Below are 17305 nucleotides of genomic sequence, written 5' to 3'. Positions count from 1 at the left end.
GCTATCAATCAATGAGCGCTGCTACTGTCCCGGGGCCTCCAGGGCGAACAGCGGCACCTGCGCCTGGCGGCTGAGCCACAGGCCCCCGCCCATGTCGATGAAGTGCCGCGCAAGGCCGCGGCGGTACAGCGACGCGCGGTGGCGGTACAGGCGCGGGTCGGTCAGGTCTTCGTCGATGATGTCGCGCTCGTAGTCCTCGCGCGTGACGGCCTCCAGGTACAGCGCGCCGCGGCACAGGCGCCCCAGGTTGTCCAGCGCCCGCGCCAGGTCCTGCGTGCCCAGGTAAGGCAGCACGCCCTGGCAGATGACGAAGTCGAAAGGCTCGCGCGCCGTGTAGTCCACCACCGAGCCGCGCTCCCACCCAAAACGCTCGCACAGGTAGGGGCTGTATTCCACGCCCTGGTAGAGCGCGCCGGGCAGGTGGTGCTGCACCATGTCCCGCCACAGGCCGATGCCGCAGCCCACGTCCAGCACCCGTGCCACGGGCACGCGCAGGTAGTGCAGATAGCTGCAGACGAAGCTGCCCAGCCGCTGCGCATGGCCGGGGTCCACCACGCTGGTTTTTTTGTCGAAGTAGTAGCGCTGGTAGTACGCCTCGTCAAACCACTGCTCACTCGCCGATTGCACGCACGCTCCTGAAGAAGGCGGCGCCGGGCTGGTACCGCTCGCCGGGAGTATGGACCAGTCCATCGCGATAGCGGGCGGTTGCCATGGGGGCTCCCCGGTGTGCCGCGCGTACTGCTGCGTCTATATTGCGCGGCAGTGCCGTATGAGAACCCGATGAAAGGAGCGCCCATGTCCGCCGGAGACTGGAAAGACCTGTACGCCGCCGCCTCCGCGGGGGATCTGGCCCGGGTGCGCTATCACATCAGCGCGGGCGTGGATCCCAACTACCAGCACCCCGAGGTGCTGTGCACGCCGCTCGTCGCCAGCCTGGTGCAGGGCCACGATGCGGTGGCGCGCTACCTGCTGGAGCACGGGGCGGATCCGCACCTGCTGTCGGAGTTCGACGGGCTCACGCCGCTGCAGGCTGCGCTGCGCCATGGCCGCGGTGAACTGGCCGCACTGCTGCGCAGCCGGGGTGTGCGCGACGTGCCGCCGCCCAGGCGCGTGGCAGCGTGGCGGCGCTGGCTGCCGTTGTAGCGCACGGGGCGTAGCGTCAAGGCATTTTTTGTGCTGTAGCGCTTACTGATAAAGTGCTGGCAGCTATAAAAAAAGGAGTAATCAGCCTTGGGTAGCGGCCCCGCGGCGCTGGCGCAGGCTCTGCCAGCCCAGCAGCGCCAGCACCACCGCCACCATGGGCAGCATGCCGGCGTTGATGCCGCCCCAGCCGACGCTGTGCAGCAACTGGCCCGAGCCGAAGGACGCCACGGCCACGGTGCCGAAGACCAGGAAGTCGTTCAGCGCCTGCACCTTGGCACGCTCGGACGGGCGGTGGCAGTCGGCCAGCAGGGCCGTGGCGCCGATGAAGCCGAAGTTCCAGCCCACGCCCAGCAGCACCAGAGCGCCCCAGAAATGGGTGAGCGCCAACCCCATCAGCGCCAGCAGGCCCGACGCGGCAATCAGCACCAGCCCCAGGCCCGTTACGGCGCGCTTGCCCCAACGGGCGATCAGACGGCCGGTGAAGAAGCTGGGTGCAAACATGGCGAGCACATGCCACTGGATGCCCAGGGCGGCTTCGCCCACGCTGTGCCCGCAGCCCACCATGGCCATGGGAGCGGCCGTCATGAGAAAGGCCATCAGCCCATAGCTCACCACGCCCGCGATCGCCGCCACGATGAACTGCGGCGTGCGCGCGATCTGCGACAGCGGCCGCGCGCCATGCGACTCGGCACGCGGCGGCGCGGGCGGCAGGCGCAGAGCCAGCAGCAGCGGCAACGCCAGCAGCGCAAGCGCGGCCTGGCTGTAGAAACTGCCGGCGAACGGCGTGGCGGGCAGGCTGTCGCGCGTCCAGATCACCACCTGCGGGCCAATGATGGCCGCGATCAGCCCGCCCACCATGACACGCGATATGGCGCTGGCGTGGCGCGTGGTGTCGCCCACCGCGTCGATCGCGGCGAAGCGGTAGCTCTGCACGCAGGCGCCGTAGAAGCCCGCCAGCGTCGTGCCCAGGCAGAACAGCAGGAAGTCCGACTGGCTGATGCCCCAGGCCGCGATCAAGCCCGACAGTACGCCCAGCACCGCGCCCAGCAGATAGGCCGTGCGGCGGCTCGCGCGGTGCATGAGCCATGCCGCGGGCAGGGTAGAGAGCGCCAGGCCCAGCTGGTACAGGCTCACGGGCAGCGTGCTGGCGGTAGGCGTGCTCGACAGCATCTGGCCCACCAAGCCCCCGAGCGAAATGATGATGGGGGGCGAGGCGCCACCCAATGACTGGGCGGCGACCAGCAGGCCGAGATTGCGGCGTTCAAGAGCGGTGGAAGAGGTCTTCATGGGCGGGAGGCGGCGAACAGGACACCTATTGTCTTCGCTGGATGTACGGTTCCGGGATAGACCATGCATCATTTTTCGCGGTAGATGACGCGATAAAGGATGCAGATGGTCGCATGAAGAGGGTGGGTTGTCGCAAATGAGCCCAGTTGAAGATAACTGCGTTGAAAGGGCCGGATTTTTGTGCTCTTTTGCTGAAGGTTGCGGATGTGATTTGCCTGCTTATTAATGTAAATTGATTGGCAATAGATGCTTTTTGCTGAAAGAAAAGGATTTTTAAGGGGCGTAGAATCCGCGGCGAATTTGCTTGGCTTTTTGGCATGCTCCCCTCCTGTTCCTCTCACCCCTCTGACGCTCCAGTGCTGCAAGTGCGGCAGGTGCGCCTGCGCCGCGGTGTCACGCAGGTCTTTGACGGGCTTGATCTCACGCTGGCCGAGCCGCGCATTGGACTGATCGGCCACAACGGCGCAGGCAAGACCAGCCTGCTGCGGCTGTTGTGCGCGCTGGAGGTGCCCGACGACGGCCAGGTGCTGTCGCACGGGCAGGACTTGCAGGCACTGCCGCAAGGGCAATTGCGGGCCCAGCGCGTTGGCATGATGTTCCAGAACCCCGACGATCAAATCATCTTTCCCACGGTGGAAGAGGAGCTCGCCCTGGGCCTGCAACCGCAGGGCCTGTCCCGGCGTGATGCGCTGGCGCGCGCCCGCGCCTTCCTGGCCGAACGGGGCCTTGCCGACTGGGCCGCGCGCGCGGTCGGGGCGTTGAGCCAGGGCCAGCGCCAGCACGTTTGTTGGCTTGCATTGCTGCTCGCCGGGCCGCGAACGCTGTTGCTGGACGAACCCTTCGCCAGCCTGGACCTGCAGGGGCAGGCACGGCTGGCCGATGACATTGCCGCCTGCGGGCGGCAGGTGGTGGTGTCCACCCATGTGCTGGAGCATGTGCGCGACTACCCGCGCGTGGTCTGGCTGCATGAAGGCCGGGTGCAGGCGGACGGCCGCGGCCACGATGTGTGCGCGGCGTATGAAGCCGCCGTTGCCCAACAGGTGGCGCGGGCCCGCGCCGCGGCGGGCATGCCACATGCCCGTATGCGCGCCGCGGCTGAGCGAAGGATGCAATGCCATGGGTAGCCTCTACAGCGAACACCTCACCTGGCTGCACCGCTGGCCCGCGGGGTGCAAGCTGGCCGGCATGGCGGTGCTGGGCACGTTGCTGTTCGTGCTGTCGGCGCCGGGGGCGTTGGCGGCGGCGGGCGTGGCGTGCGCACTGTTGTGGTGGAGCCTGGGGCCGGCCACGCGCGTGGCGCGCCGGCTCATCGTGTCGGTGCTCATCGCTGCGGCGCTGGTGGCGGGCTTTCACCTGTGGATGGGCCGTCCCGAGGTGGCGGCGGTGAGCGCGCTGCGCCTGGCCTGCGCCTCCACACTGGGGGTGGCGCTCACCGTGAGCACGCGTCCCACGGACTTGCTGCAGGTGCTGGATGCGCTGCTGCGGCCCCTGGCGCACCTTGGCCTGCGGCCGGAGCGCGTGTCGCTGCAACTGGCGCTGATGCTGCGGTTCACCGAACATTTCTTCGTGCAGTGGAAGAAGCTGGACGAAGCCCACCGCCTGCGCACCGGCCGCGCCGGCGGCCTGCGGCTGATCGCGCCGCTCACCGTGCAGATGCTGCAGGGGGCGCAGCGTGTGGCCGATGCCCTGTACGCCCGTTTGGGCGGCTGACTATTCCTGTTTTTTCTTGTCGACCCAAGGAGTTGTATGACTGCTGCCATGTCCCGCAAAGCCTCTCACTCCATGGCGCTGGTGGCGCTGTTCGCCGCGCTCATGGCCGTGATGGGGCTCATTCCCAAGATCGACCTACCGCTGGGCGTGCCGATCACACTGCAGTCGCTGGGCGTGATGCTGGCCGGCTGCCTGCTGGGCGCGCGCCGGGGCTTTCAGTCCATGCTGCTGTTCCTGGCGGCCGTGGCGGCCGGCCTGCCGCTGCTGTCGGGCGGGCGGGGCGGCCTGGGGGTGTTCATGGCGCCGTCGGCCGGCTACCTGGTGGGTTACGCGCTGGCGGCAGGGGTGACAGGCGCGCTGATGCGCACACTGCCGCAGGGCACGCCGCTGCGCACGGCCGCGAGCGCGTTCATCGCTTCCGTGCTTGGCGGGCTGGTCTTCCTGCATGCCATGGGCATTGCCGGCCTCGTGCTGCTGGCGCAGATGCCGCTGGACAAGGCCTTTCTGGCGGACCTGGTCTTCGTGCCCGGTGACCTGGTCAAGTGCGCGCTCTGCGCGGTGGTGGTGCATACCGTGGCCAAGGCGCTGCCAGACTGGCCGTTTGGTGGGCGCGAACGTTGAACACCCACCCTTGCAAGCGGCAGGCGCTGGCGCCCCTGCCGCAACTGCTGACGGGCGATGCGCTGCCCGATCTGTTCGAGTGGGTACATGGCCCCTTGGCGCACTGGGCCCGCACGCGGCCGCATTCCCTGGCGCTGGCCAATGAAACCACCCAGTGGGACTTCGCGACGCTGCACGACCGTGTACAGGCGCGGGCGCGCTACTGGGATGCGCAAGGCGCGCCGACCACCGTGCTGCTGCCCGGTGATGCCGGCACGCTGGAGGGGGTGGTGGAATTCCTGGGCGTGATCGCCAGCGGGCGCTGCGCGGCGATGGGCGATCCCCAGTGGCCGGCGGGTGTGGCCCGGGCGGTTGCCGGGCGGCTGCCTCTGGGCTCCGGCGGCCCGGTAGCGGCCACGCCGCAGTCGCCGTTCTACGTGGGCTTCACCTCGGGCAGCACGGGCCTGCCCAAGGGCTTCATGCGCCACCACCGCTCCTGGGTGGAGAGCTTTCGCGTCAGCCTGCAGGACTTTGGTGTCGCGGCGGCCACGCGCGTGCTGGCGCCTGGTCGCATGTCGCATTCGCTGTTCCTGTTCGGCGCGCTGCTGGGCCTGTGGACGGGTGCTGGCGCGGTGCTGCAGGAGCGTTTTTCTGCGCCGCGCGCGCTGGACATCCTGCGCGCGGGCGGCGCGCCCTTGCTGGTGGCAGTGCCCAGCCAGCTTGTACTGATGCTGCAGTGGGCCGAGCGGCGGCAGCTGGCACCTATCGAGGGGGTGGATCTGGTGCTGATCAGCGGCGCGCGCTGGCTGCGCGAGCGCACGCCCGCGCTGCGCCGGTTGTTCCCGCGCGCACGCATCGTGGAGTTCTACGGTGCATCCGAGGCCAGCTACGTCGCCTGGATGGATGCAGAGCCGGGCGCGCCGACCCAGGCCGTGGGCCGGCCGTTCAGCAACGTGGACCTGCACATCGGCCCCGATCCCCGCAGCGCCGCGCTGCCGCAGGGCGTGCCGGGGCTGATCTGGGTGCGCAGTTCCATGCTGTTCATGGATTACGTGAACGCCGCCGACGGCACCGCCGCCCTGCGTGAGGGCGACTGGCTCTCGGTGCGCGACATGGGTTACGTGGACGACAGCGGTTTGCTGCACCTGTGCGGTCGCGAGAACCGCATGCTCGTCACCCAAGGCAAGAATCTGTTCCCTGAGGAAGTGGAGGCGCGCCTGCTGGCCCACCCACAGGTGGCGCAGGCCAGCCTGCAGGGTGTGGCCGACGGCTTGCGCGGCCTGCGTGTGCAGGCGGTACTGCAGTGGCAGGGCGACGCGCCGCCACCCGGCGCGCTGGAGCTGGCGGCCTGGTGCCGCGCGGTGTTGGAGCCTTACAAGGCGCCGCGCCACTGGTGGGTGTGGGTGGGCGACTGGCCGCAGACGCCCAGCGGCAAGACCGACCACACAGCCATCGCCCGCGCGCTGCAGGCACCGTCGCCCTCGCTGGAGCGCTGGCGGTGAACGCTATTCCCATATTGGCCTGGGCGCGCACGCCGGTGGCGCCGGTCGGCGGGGCGCTCGCGGCCTGCCAGCCGCACGATCTGGCGGCGCCGTTGGTGGCGCGCATGCTGGCGGATGCCGGGTTGCCGGCCGAGGCCGTCGATGTCGTGGTGCTGGGCAACGCCCTGGGCGCCGGGGGCAACCCCGCCCGCATGCTGGCGCTGGCGGCCAGCCTCCCCGAGGGCATTCCCGCCGTGACGCTGGACAGCCAGTGCTGCGCGGGGCTGGATGCCGTCACCCATGCCTGCGGTCTGCTGGCGCTGGGCCAGGCCGATGTCGTGGTTGCCGGCGGGGCCGAGGCGTGGAGCCGCGCACCCCTGCGCATGCATCGGCCTCTGCAGGCGGAGGAGGCACCGGAGCCCTATGACCGGCCACCCTTCACGCCCTGGCCCGAGCGCGACCCCGACATGCTGCTGGCCGCGCTGGACGGCGCGCGGCGCCTGGGGCTCACGCGCCACGCGCAGGATGCGTACGCCATGGCCAGCCACGCGCGCAGCGTGGCGGCGCGCGCTGCCATGGCCCATGAAATCGTGCCGCTGCGGGGGTTGGCGCACGACGCCTACCCGCGCCTGTTGAGCGCCGCGCGTGTGGCGCGCATGCCTGCGGTGGCCAGCGGTCAATCGGTGGACGGCCAGGATTGCAGCCTCAGCACCGTCGCCGTGTCGCCCAAGGCGGACGGCGCGGCCCTGCTGCTGTTGGCCACGCCCTCGGCCTGCGCGCGCTGGGGCGTGCGGCCGCGTGCGCAGTGGCGCGGCAGCGTCAGCGTGGGTGGCGCGCCCGAGTCGCCCATGCTCTGCGCCGTCGACGTGGCACGCGCCGCGCAGCAACGCTGTGGCTGGGATTGGGCGGCGCTGGAGGCGCTGGAACTGCACGACGCCTTTGCGGCGCAGGGCCTGGCGTTCTGCAATGCGCTGGGCTTGCCGCTCGGTGCCATCAACCGGGGCGGGGGCGGCCTGGCGCGCGGGCACCCCATCGGTGCATCGGGCGCCATTGCGCTGGTGCGCGTGCTGGCGCAGATGGCGCAGCGGCAGGGTGCCGACCGCACCGACCGCACCGACCGCACGCTGCGCGGCATGGCGTGCATTGCGGGTGCGGGTGGCCTGGGTGCGGCCACCTGGGTGGAAATGCCGGAGTGAGAATGACCAAACCCCTGACGATGCCTGTGGCGCAGGACGCCTTCGAGACGCTGGCGCAGGCGCGCCATTCCGTGCGCGCCTTCCTGCCGCGGCCCGTGCCCCTCGCGCTGCTGGAGCGGTTGCTGGCTGCGGCGCGGCTGGCGCCCAGCGGCGCCAATCTGCAGCCGGGCCGCTTCTGGGCCGTGGAGGGCGCGGTGCGCGAACGCCTGAGTGCCGCGCTGTGCCAGGCGTGGCGCGACCAGGTGCCTGAGGCCGAGGACTATGGCTATTTCCCCCGCCCCATGCCGCTGGCATTGCGCAAACGCCAGGTGGCAGCCGCGCAGGCGCTGTACGGGGCGCTGGGTGTGGCGCGCGGCGACGGCGCGGGTCGGGCCACGCAGTTCGAGCGCAACTACCGCTTCTTTGATGCACCCGTGGCGCTGATCGTCACCATCGACCGCGGTTTCGGCGCAGGTGGCTTCATGGACCTGGGCATGTGCCTGCACGGACTGATGCTGGCCGCGCAGTCCCAGGGGCTGGCCAGCTGTGCCATTGGTGCGCTGGCGAGCTACCCGCAGATCGTGCGCGACGCGCTGGACCTGCCGGCCAGCGAGGTGGTCGTCTGCGGCATGGCGCTGGGCTGGGAAGACGCGGGCGCACCCGTCAACCGCACGCGCACCGAGCGCGAGGCGCTGGAGCGCTACTTCACCGTGCTGCGCTGAGGCAATGCGGAACACGTTCCCTCGCGTGTCGTGAGCCCCACCTTTTCTGCGGCCTGCCGCGTTGCATAACGGTCGCGATGGTGATGGCGGGGCTTTGCGTGCGAGGTGCGTCCCCTCGCAGCCCAGGCAGTACCCTCGTGCCGACTTATTTGACGGCGCCGGGCCGTCGCGCGGTCTTACGACGCTGTGCCACGGCGCAGCACCAACAGGTCGATATGGGGCTGCACGCCCAGCCGCACTGCGAAGCCGGCCCACAGGCCCGCGCCCGCGCTCACGAACAGGCGCATGCCGTCCACGTCGTATTGCCCGCGCACGAAACCGTTGTTGAACGGAGCGACCAGCCAGCGGTCCATGCCGCTGATCAGCCCGCCGTGCGTGTGGCCCGAGACCTGCAGGTCCACGCCGTGCGCGGCGTTGTCGCGCGCGAGCTTGGGCTGGTGCGCCAGCAGCAGGTGGAAGTCGGCCTGCGCCGCGCGCGCCTGCCGGGCCACCGCGGGTACATCGGGGGGCACGCCCTCGGGCACGCGCGGGTCGGCATTGTGGTGAGAGGTGCGGCCGTAGACCGGGTCGCCCACGCCGGACAGTGCCAGACGCGCGCCATTCACCTGCAGCACCTGGGTCTGGTTGGCCAAGACGCCCAGGCCCAGGCGGCGAAATTCCGCCATCCAGGCGTTGTAGCCGCCGTAGTACTCATGGTTGCCGGGCGCGGCCCATACGCCGTGCGGTGCGCGCAGTTGCGCCAGTGGAGCCACGAAGGCGGCGCTGCTGCCTACGTCGCCATCCACCAGGTCACCGGGCAGGACGATCAGGTCGGGCCGCGCCGCGTGGGTGCGCTCCACCACGCTCTGCACGTAGGCGGTATGGTTGATGGGGCTCGCGTGGATATCCGCCAGCACGGCCACACGCAGGCCATCCAGGGCCTCGGGCAATTGCGGCAGGTGCACCAACTGTTCACGCACCGTGGGCGGCTGCAGGCCCTGCGCCGTGCCAAAGCCCGCCGCGCCCAGCGCCAGTGCCACGGCGGTGCCGGTCAACCGCCTGCCGCGCAGTCGCAGGTGCCATGTGTCGCACCCGCCCATGAGCGCGGCGGCCCGCGCCGCGAGCCATGCGGCATCACGCGCCAGAAGAAAGGCAATGATCAGCACCAGCGTGCCCAACACCCAGCCGCCGGGCACCTGCAGATAGGCCAGCGTGGCGTAATCCATCGCGCCGGCCTGCAAGAGCTTGAGCAGCAGGGCCGGAGTAACGCCCAGCAAGGCGGTCAGCGCAATGGCCATCAGGCGCGCCCGGCGCGACATGCCGCGCACGGGCCCCCAGAGCCAGACCGCCAGCAGCGGAATCACCAACGCAGCAAGAGACACCATGGAAAGCCGGGGATGCAAAGAAGAAAGCGGCACCGGCGTATGGTGCCGGCGTGGGCGGCGGCGCGGCGACAAAAGGGTGCGCCCCGCCGGCCGAGAACGTGCGCAGGATAACGGTCCTTTTCAATGCCTTGCAGGCGGTGGGGTACTGGGCGGTGTCCCGGCCTAGGGCGTATCCCAAGAGACGTGGGGCGTACCCTGCGCTACGGTGGCTGTGGGATTCCCACCGGCCCGCGCGCCAGCAGGCGCCGGGGTTTCGCGCCGCAGCGGCGCACTCCATCGTTTGCCATACCCATGAACCTTCACCAGAAACTGCTGCAGCGTGCCCGGCAAGGGCGTCCCATCCGCATTGGGCTGATCGGCGCGGGCAAGTTCGGCGCCATGTATCTGGCGCAGGTGCCGCGCATGCCGGGCGTGCACCTGGTGGGCATTGCCGATCTGTCGCCGGCCAACGCCCGCGCCAGCCTGGCGCGCGTGGGATGGGCGCCCGGGCAGTCGGAGGCCGCGTCTGCCCAGCAGGCGCTGGAGCAGGGCACGACCTGGATTACCGAGGACTGGCAGGCCCTGGTGCGCCACCCGCAGATCGAGCTGATCGTCGAATGCACGGGCAACCCGCTGGCGGCGGTGGACCACATTCTCGACGCCTTCGCCCACGGCAAGCATGTGGTGAACGTGACCGTGGAGGCCGATGCCTTCTGCGGCCCGCTGCTGGCGCGCAAGGCCCAGGCCGCGGGCGTGGTCTATTCGCTGGCCTACGGCGACCAGCCCGCCATGATCTGCGAGCTGGTGGACTGGGCCCGCACCTGCGGCTTTCCGGTGGTGGCGGCCGGGCGCGGGCACAAGTGGCTGCCGCATTTCTGCGAATCCACGCCCGAGACGGTGTGGGGCTACTACGGCCTGACGCCCGAGCAGGCGCAGCGTGGCGGCCTGAACCCCAAGATGTTCAACAGCTTCCTGGACGGCTCCAAGCCCAGTATCGAGAGCACGGCCGTTTCCAACGCCACGGGCCTGGCCGTGCCGAGCAACGGTCTGCAGTACCCGCCCGCCAGCGTGGAGGACATTCCCTACGTCACGCGCCCGGTGGGCGAGGGCGGAGTGCTAGAGAAAAAAGGCATGGTGGAAGTGATCTCGTCGCTGGAGAAGGACGGCCGCCGGATCCCCTACGACATCCGCATGGGCGTGTGGGTCACGGTGGAAGGCGAGACTGACTACATCCGCCACTGTTTCGAGGAATACAACGCCCACACCGACCCCACGGGCCGCTACTTCACGCTGTACAAGCGCTGGCACCTCATCGGGCTGGAGGTGGGCATGTCTGTGGCCAGCGTGGCGCTGCGCGGCGAGCCCACCGGCGTGCCCCAGGGCTGGAACGCCGATGTGGTGGCCACGGCCAAGCGTGACCTGCGCCCGGGCGACCTGCTGGATGGCGAGGGCGGCTACACCGTCTGGGGCAAGCTGCTGCCGGCTGCGACGTCGCGCAGCCTCAGGGGCCTGCCGCTGGGCCTGGCGCACAGCGCGCGCGTGGTGCGCCCGGTGGCAAAAGGCCAGGCATTGTCCTGGGACGATGTGGAGATGGACGCCACCACCCACGCCTATCGGGTGCGCCGAGAGATGGAGGCAATGTTCCCCGCCTGACCCTGGTGCGGCACGGGTGCCTGGGGGCTGGGATAATTCCCGCCCCTATGCCCCTCACGATCACCTTTCCCGAGCAACTCCCCGTCTCCAGCCGCCGCGACGAGATCATGGCGGCCATGGCCGAGCACCAGGTCATCATCGTCTGCGGCGAGACGGGCTCGGGCAAGACCACGCAACTGCCAAAAATAGCGCTGGCCCTGGGACGCGGCAAGTGCAATGCGCCCGAGGGCACGCGCGGGCGCCTGATCGGCCACACCCAGCCGCGGCGCATTGCCGCCAGCAGCGTGGCCAAGCGCATTGCCGAGGAGCTGAACACCCCCTTGGGCGCGGTGGTGGGTTACAAGGTGCGCTTTCAGGACACGCTGCAAAAGGGCGCTTCGGTCAAGCTGATGACCGACGGCATCCTGCTGGCCGAGACGCAGACCGATCCGCTGCTCAAGGCCTACGACACGCTCATCATCGACGAGGCGCACGAGCGCAGCCTGAATATCGACTTCCTGCTGGGCTACCTCAAGCAGATCCTGCCGCAGCGGCCCGATTTGAAGGTGGTCGTGACATCGGCCACCATCGACGCGGAGCGCTTCGCCAAGCACTTCGAGGGCAAGGCCGGTCCGGCGCCGGTCATCATGGTGTCTGGGCGCACCTATCCCGTGGAGATGCGCTACAAGCCCTTTGAAGAAAAGAAGGACTTCGACCTCAACGATGCCATTGCCGACGGCGTGGACGAGTTGTGGGCGGGCGGCAAGGGCGGAGACATCCTCGTCTTCCTGCCCGGCGAGCGCGAGATCCGCGAGGCGGCGGACCACCTGCGCAAGCACCTGCAGCACTCGCCAGTGCTGCGGAACGCCGAGGTACTCCCCCTGTTCTCGCGCCTGTCGCAGGCCGAGCAGGACCGCATCTTCGACGGCCACACCGGACGGCGCATCGTGCTGGCCACCAACGTGGCCGAGACCTCGCTCACCGTGCCGGGCATCCGTTACGTCATTGACGCAGGTACGGCGCGCGTGAAGCGCTATTCCTTCCGTAGCAAGGTGGAGCAGTTGCTGGTGGAGCCCATCAGCCAGGCGGCGGCCAACCAGCGCGCCGGGCGCTGCGGCCGCGTGGCCAACGGCATCTGCATCCGCCTGTACGACGAGGCGGACTTTCACCAGCGCGACCGCTTCACCGACCCGGAAATCCTGCGCTCGTCCCTGGCGGGCGTCATCCTGCGCATGAAGTCGCTGGGCCTGGGCGACGTGGTGAACTTCCCGTTCCTCGAGGCGCCCTCGGGCCGTGCGATCGCCGACGGCTATCAACTGCTGCAGGAGTTGGGCGCCGTGGACGAGCGCGGCAATTTGCTGCCCATGGGCCGCGAACTGTCGCGCCTGCCCTTGGACCCGCGCGTGGGCCGCATGATTCTGGAGGCCCGCACCCGCGGCGCCGTGGCCGAGGTGCTGGTCATTGCCTCGGCCCTCAGCGTGCAGGACGTGCGCGACCGGCCGCTGGAGGCGCAGCAGCAGGCCGACCAGCAGCATGCCAAGTTCGACGACGAGAAAAGCGAGTTCACCGGCTACCTGCGCCTGTGGAAGTGGCTGCAGGATGCGCGCGGCGGCAAGATCGTCGCCAAGACGCGCAAGGAGATGGCGGCCCAGACCGCCCCCGCGGCCCAAGCGCGCAACACGGCCTTCCTGCCCGTGAGCCAGCGCAGCAGCGGCGCGCAAGCGGAGGCCGCAGGCGAGGAGCGCCTGGCGCAGTTCCACCCCGCCGATGCGGAGGAGGCCACCCACAAGCTCAGCAACCGGCAGTGGGAGCAGTTGCTGCGCCAGAACTACATCAACATCCGCCGCGTGCGCGAGTGGCGCGACATCCATTCGCAGCTGCTCACCGTGGTGCGGGAGCACCAGTGGCAGGTGAACACCGAGCCCGCGGGCTACGAGGCCGTGCACCTGTCCATGCTGTCGGGCCTGCTGGGCAACATTGGTTACAAGGCCGAGGAGAGCGAGGCCTATCTGGGCGCGCACGGCATCAAGTTCCACCCGCACCCGGGCGCGCACCTGTCCAAGAAGCCCGGCCGCTGGATCGTCGCGGCCGAGCAGGTCGAGACCTCGCGCCTGTACGGCCGCGGTATCGCGGCGATCGAACCGCAATGGCTGGAAGAGGTGGGCGGCCATCTGCTCAAGAAGCAACTGCTGGACCCGCATTGGTCCAAGAAACAGGCCGACGTGGTCGCGCTCGAGCGCGCCACGCTCTACGGCCTGGTGGTCTACAACGGCCGCCGCGTGAGCTATGGCCGCGTGGATCCGTACGAGGCGCGCAACCTGTTCATTCGCCAGGCGCTGGTCGAGGGCGAGTGGGAGACGCATTGGCCGTTCCTGGGCGCCAACCTCAAGCTGGTGCGCAAGGTGCAGGAGCTGGAGCACAAGAGCCGCCGCCAGGACGTGCTGGTGGACGACGAGCTCATCTTCGCCTTCTACGACCAGCAGATTCCCAAAGACGTGTACAGCGGCGCCACGTTCGACAAGTGGTTCCGCAGTGCCGGCAAGGAGAACGCCGGCCTGCTGCTTCTCAAGCGCGACGAGCTGATGCGCCATGAGGCCGCGGGCATCACCACCGACAACTTTCCCAAGACGGTGAAGCTGGGCGGCGTGGACTGCACGGCCAGCTACCTGCACAGCCCCGGTGACGCGCGCGACGGGGTCACCGTCACGGTGCCGCTGTTCGTGCTGAACCAGGTGAGCGAGGAGCGTGCGGAATGGCTGGTGCCCGGCATGCTCAAGGACAAGATCCAGGCGCTGCTCAAGAGCCTGCCGCAGCGCCCGCGCAGCCGCTTCGTGCCGCTGCCGGAAAGTGCTGCGCGGCTGGCGTCGCTGTTCACCGAGGAAGAGCGTTGGGCCCAGGGCAGCTTGATCGACACGCTGCTCAAGCAAGTGCGCGATGAAACCTCGCTCGACGTGAAGCGCGCGGACTTCAAGCTGGACATGCTCAGCCCGCACCTGTTCATGAACTTTCGCGTGACGGATGAGCACGGCCGCCAGCTCGGCCAGGGACGCAACCTGGGCGCGCTCAAGGCGGAGTGGGGGAGCAAGGCACGTGGGGCGTTCCAGGCGCTTGCTTCATTAAAGATAGCTGGTGGCGCTCACCAGAAGCCAGACTCCGGTGGAAAACCATCTGAAACCAAGGAAAACCGGGCGCCAGCAGCTATAAAAAAAGAACCACTCGTCGGCGCGCCCGCGGCCCGCAAGGCCGATGCCCGCTACGAGGATTGGAGCTTTGGCGAACTGCCCGAGCTGATGGAAATCGCCAAGGGTAGCCAGACGCTGATCGGCTTCCCCGCGCTCATCGACCACGGCGATGCGGTGGGCATCGAGGTGTTCGACGAACCCGAAGTCGCCGCCGCGCGCCACCGCGTGGGCCTGCGCCGGCTGTTTGCGCTGCAGATCAAGGACGCGCTCAAGTACCTGGAAAAGAACATCCCCGATCTGCAGAAGATGGCTGTGGCCTTCATGCCGCTGGGCACGCAGGAGGAGCTGCGCGCACAAATCATCGACGTGGCCATCGACCGCGCCTTCCTGCAAGAGCCGCTGCCCAGCAACGAGGCACAGTTCAAGCAGCGCGTGCAGGACGGGCGCGGGCGCCTCACGCTGATCGCCAACGAGGTGGCGCGCATGGCGGCGGCCATCCTCATCGAATACGCCGCCACGCAGCGCAAGATCAAGGACACCAAGAACGCTCCCGAGGCCACGGCCGACGCGTCACAGCAGCTGCAGCGCCTGATGCCCAAGCACTTCATCGCCGCCGCGCCCTGGGCGCAGCTGCAGCACTACGCGCGCTACCTCAAGGCCATCACCACGCGTCTGGACAAGTACCGCGCCGACCCGGCACGCGATGCCGCCAAGCTCAAGGAACTGCAGCCGCTGGAGCAGCGGTACTGGCGCCTGGTCGCCGAGCGCAAGGGCCAGGTGGACGCCCGCATGCAGGAGTACCGCTGGATGCTGGAGGAACTGCGCGTGAGCTTCTTCGCGCAGGAGTTGCGCACGCCGTATCCGGTCAGCGGCAAGCGGCTGGACAAGGTCTGGTCGCAACTGGTGTCTTGAGGGGCTCTCGCGCGGGGCAAGCCTGCAGGACAGGTGTGCCGCCACCGGCTGCCGTGGGCGGGGCCGTTCATGCTTTGGCGCGCACCGCGAGCGTCCGCCAACCCGTCACCCAGCCGGCCCTGGCCGCGACCTGTGTGTGGCCTTCCCGGGCACCGGGCTAGCGGCCGCCAGCGCTCGCCTGGGCGGAACGGCCCTTGCCATCCAACTGCTGGCGGCGCCGATCGCCCCAGCGTCAAGACGTGAGCAGCGCCTTCAGCTCTTCGGCGGACAAGTCCCGCGCCGCGCCAAACCCTGCCACGTGGCGGCCCACCGAAGGGATGATCTGCACGAACTGGAAGTCGCCCAGCGTCGTCATGGGCGCTGCCTCAGGAAAGCGCCGCAGGTAGGCGGCGCGCGCGCTGGCGGCTGCCTCGGGCGCAAGCAGTACGGCTTGCCCTTGGATGGCAACGCGCTCCAGCGCATGCACGGGCTGGGCCGCGTCCTCGGGCGCCGTGATCAGGAGAGAAACCGCGGGCGATTGCCGCAGGTTGCGGGTATGGGCGGCGAGGGCGCTGACATGCAATACCAGCACCTGGGCCGTGGAGTCGATGGCATACGGAACGAACGACACCGCCGGCGTTGTGAATGGCACCGATTCCGCGCCGGGCAGGGTTTGCAGCGTTGCCAGCGCGGCCGTGCGCCGGCCCCACAGCAGTTGCCGCAGCAAGCGGTCCAGGCGGGACTCGTGGGTCATGGCGTGCTTGGGGGCGGGAAGTTGCAAGTGCCGTGCATTGTAGAAACGGGCCTGCGATGAACGCGCTGCGGCCGCGACGCCTTCGAAAAGTGTCAGAAGCGGTCGCAGCAGTGCCCCGCGGTCAGCGCAGGGCCAGGCGCTCCAGTTCCGCGCACACATCGGCCATGCGGCCGGAAATCACGAGCTTGCAGGCGTCGTCGGTGTCATGGCGCAGGATCACGCGCAGGGGGAGCGAACGGGTGGAGATCGCAGGCCGCAGACCTGTGTGCTGCATGGCCGCATCCGCGGCAGGCATGGCAAAGGCGCGGTGGCGGGCCGGATTTTCTTGCGCCATACCCGCCACGGCGGGGCTATCGAGAGGGCCGGCGTTGGGCGTCGCTCCCTGGAGCGCATCGGCGCGTCCGTGCGTGGTGCAGGCAGAGGTTGCCGCGCCGCGCGACATATGGCGTGCAGCCAGTCCCCATCGGCGCAGGCGGCGCAAGGGGCGGGAAAGGGAGGCAAAGGCAAAGAGGGCAAATCCCATGTGAAGACTCCGGCATGCCAGGGCATGAAGGTGGAACACAGGCAGGATTGCCAAGGACGTCAAGCGCGCATCCGCAGGGTTGGCATGCCGCAGCCACGGGGCATGCCCGGGCTACCGCCTGCCAAACGCCCGCCACCTGCGGCGGCGCTGCATTCAACGGACTACATGAGCATGGTGTTGCGTATCAGGCCCACGGCCAGCCCTTCGATCTCGAAAGGTTCGCCCGGCTCGACGCGGATCACCGGGTAGTCGGGGTTCTCGGGCAGCAGTTCGATGGCGCTGCCTGTGCGGCGCAGGCGCTTGACCGTGACGTCATCGCCCAGGCGCGCCACGATGATTTGCCCGTTGCGCGCCTCGCGCGTTGCCTGTACGGCGAGCAGGTCGCCGTCCATGATGCCCGCGTCGCGCATGGACATGCCGCGCACCTTGAGCAGGTAGTCGGGCTTGTGCGCAAACAGGCTGCCTTCCACCGTATAGGTCTGGTCCACATGCTCCTGGGCGAGAATGGGCGAGCCGGCCGCCACGCGGCCCACCAGCGGCAGCGTGAGCTGCGACAGGCCGGGTATCGGCAGGTTGAACTGGGCGCCGCGCGCCGCATTGATGTTGCGCACGGTTTCGCCGCGCAGGCGGATGCCGCGCGAGGTGCCGCTGACCAGTTCGATCACGCCCTTGCGGGCCAGCGCCTGCAGGTGCTCCTCGGCCGCGTTGGCGGACTTGAAACCCAGCTCTGCCGCGATCTCGGCGCGGGTGGGCGGGGCGCCGGTGCGCGCGATGGCGGTCTGGATCAGGTCCAGGATCTGCTGCTGGCGGGCGGTGAGCTTGGGACTGTCGAGCATGGTGCGATCCAATGCGGTCGGTGGTT

General features: G+C 69.2%; 15 protein-coding genes. 9 read left to right on the top strand and 6 right to left on the bottom strand.

Features of this window, described 5'->3' with window-relative positions; genetic code table 11:
• Window positions 1–21: 21 nt before the first annotated feature.
• Window positions 22–627: a class I SAM-dependent methyltransferase gene (locus tag MRB47_RS12130; protein WP_041836007.1), complete on the bottom strand. Its 606-nt coding sequence runs from the start codon at window positions 625–627 to the stop codon at window positions 22–24.
• A gap of 168 nt (window positions 628–795) precedes the next feature.
• Between MRB47_RS12130 and MRB47_RS12125 the strand changes: the two genes are divergently transcribed.
• Window positions 796–1143, top strand: a complete 348-nt coding sequence (locus MRB47_RS12125; RefSeq protein WP_252100836.1) for an ankyrin repeat domain-containing protein — start codon at window positions 796–798, stop codon at window positions 1141–1143.
• Between the two features lie 81 nt (window positions 1144–1224).
• Here MRB47_RS12125 and MRB47_RS12120 read toward each other — a convergent pair whose 3' ends face one another.
• Complete coding sequence (locus MRB47_RS12120) at window positions 1225–2430, bottom strand: MFS transporter (protein WP_252100835.1); 1206 nt, start codon at window positions 2428–2430, stop codon at window positions 1225–1227.
• Window positions 2431–2747: 317 nt separating this feature from the next.
• Between MRB47_RS12120 and MRB47_RS12115 the strand changes: the two genes are divergently transcribed.
• Genes MRB47_RS12115 through MRB47_RS12090 form a run of 6 tightly spaced genes read left to right on the top strand, consistent with a single transcriptional unit; the run spans window position 2748 to window position 8118 of the window.
• Window positions 2748–3554 (top strand): energy-coupling factor ABC transporter ATP-binding protein, encoded by an 807-nt coding sequence (locus MRB47_RS12115; protein ID WP_252100834.1) that lies wholly within the window; start codon window positions 2748–2750, stop codon window positions 3552–3554.
• Entirely contained in the window at window positions 3547–4140 is a 594-nt protein-coding gene (locus tag MRB47_RS12110) for an energy-coupling factor transporter transmembrane component T family protein (protein WP_103738753.1), read from the top strand. Before MRB47_RS12115 ends, MRB47_RS12110 begins: the two co-directional genes overlap by 8 nt.
• 36 nt (window positions 4141–4176) lie before the next feature.
• On the top strand, window positions 4177–4761 hold the full coding sequence (locus MRB47_RS12105; protein ID WP_252100833.1) for a biotin transporter BioY: 585 nt from the start codon (window positions 4177–4179) through the stop codon (window positions 4759–4761).
• Window positions 4758–6242 carry an AMP-binding protein gene (locus MRB47_RS12100; RefSeq protein ID WP_252100832.1) on the top strand — a complete coding sequence of 495 codons (1485 nt, stop codon included), beginning with the start codon at window positions 4758–4760 and terminating at the stop codon, window positions 6240–6242. Before MRB47_RS12105 ends, MRB47_RS12100 begins: the two co-directional genes overlap by 4 nt.
• The gene (locus MRB47_RS12095; protein ID WP_252100831.1) at window positions 6239–7417 is read left to right on the top strand and encodes a thiolase family protein; all 1179 of its coding nucleotides are present in this window, start codon (window positions 6239–6241) and stop codon (window positions 7415–7417) included. The genes MRB47_RS12100 and MRB47_RS12095 overlap by 4 nt, the downstream gene beginning before the upstream one ends.
• A gap of 2 nt (window positions 7418–7419) precedes the next feature.
• Entirely contained in the window at window positions 7420–8118 is a 699-nt protein-coding gene (locus MRB47_RS12090) for a nitroreductase (RefSeq protein ID WP_252100830.1), read from the top strand.
• A gap of 176 nt (window positions 8119–8294) precedes the next feature.
• Here MRB47_RS12090 and MRB47_RS12085 read toward each other — a convergent pair whose 3' ends face one another.
• Complete coding sequence (locus MRB47_RS12085; RefSeq protein WP_252100829.1) at window positions 8295–9482, bottom strand: metallophosphoesterase; 1188 nt, start codon at window positions 9480–9482, stop codon at window positions 8295–8297.
• Window positions 9483–9773: 291 nt separating this feature from the next.
• Here MRB47_RS12085 and MRB47_RS12080 point away from each other — a divergent pair, with 291 nt between their 5' ends.
• Window positions 9774–11114, top strand: a complete 1341-nt coding sequence (locus MRB47_RS12080; RefSeq protein ID WP_252100828.1) for an NAD(P)H-dependent oxidoreductase — start codon at window positions 9774–9776, stop codon at window positions 11112–11114.
• Window positions 11115–11161: 47 nt separating this feature from the next.
• Window positions 11162–15187 carry an ATP-dependent RNA helicase HrpA gene (hrpA, locus tag MRB47_RS12075; protein ID WP_252100827.1) on the top strand — a complete coding sequence of 1342 codons (4026 nt, stop codon included), beginning with the start codon at window positions 11162–11164 and terminating at the stop codon, window positions 15185–15187.
• 232 nt (window positions 15188–15419) lie between these two features.
• Here hrpA and MRB47_RS12070 read toward each other — a convergent pair whose 3' ends face one another.
• From MRB47_RS12070 to lexA, 3 genes are all read right to left on the bottom strand, one after another.
• The gene (locus MRB47_RS12070) at window positions 15420–15920 is read right to left on the bottom strand and encodes a CREG family protein (RefSeq protein ID WP_252100826.1); all 501 of its coding nucleotides are present in this window, start codon (window positions 15918–15920) and stop codon (window positions 15420–15422) included.
• A 121-nt stretch (window positions 15921–16041) separates the two neighbouring features.
• Entirely contained in the window at window positions 16042–16443 is a 402-nt protein-coding gene (locus MRB47_RS12065; RefSeq protein ID WP_252100825.1) for a hypothetical protein, read from the bottom strand.
• 161 nt (window positions 16444–16604) lie between these two features.
• On the bottom strand, window positions 16605–17279 hold the full coding sequence (lexA, locus tag MRB47_RS12060; protein ID WP_011805517.1) for a transcriptional repressor LexA: 675 nt from the start codon (window positions 17277–17279) through the stop codon (window positions 16605–16607).
• Window positions 17280–17305: the final 26 nt, after the last annotated feature.

This window comes from Diaphorobacter sp. LI3 (genome assembly GCF_022807955.1).
Lineage (GTDB): Bacteria > Pseudomonadota > Gammaproteobacteria > Burkholderiales > Burkholderiaceae_C > Diaphorobacter > Diaphorobacter nitroreducens.
Note: the sequence above shows the minus strand (reverse complement) of the source record. Positions and strands in the feature narration are given on the sequence as shown.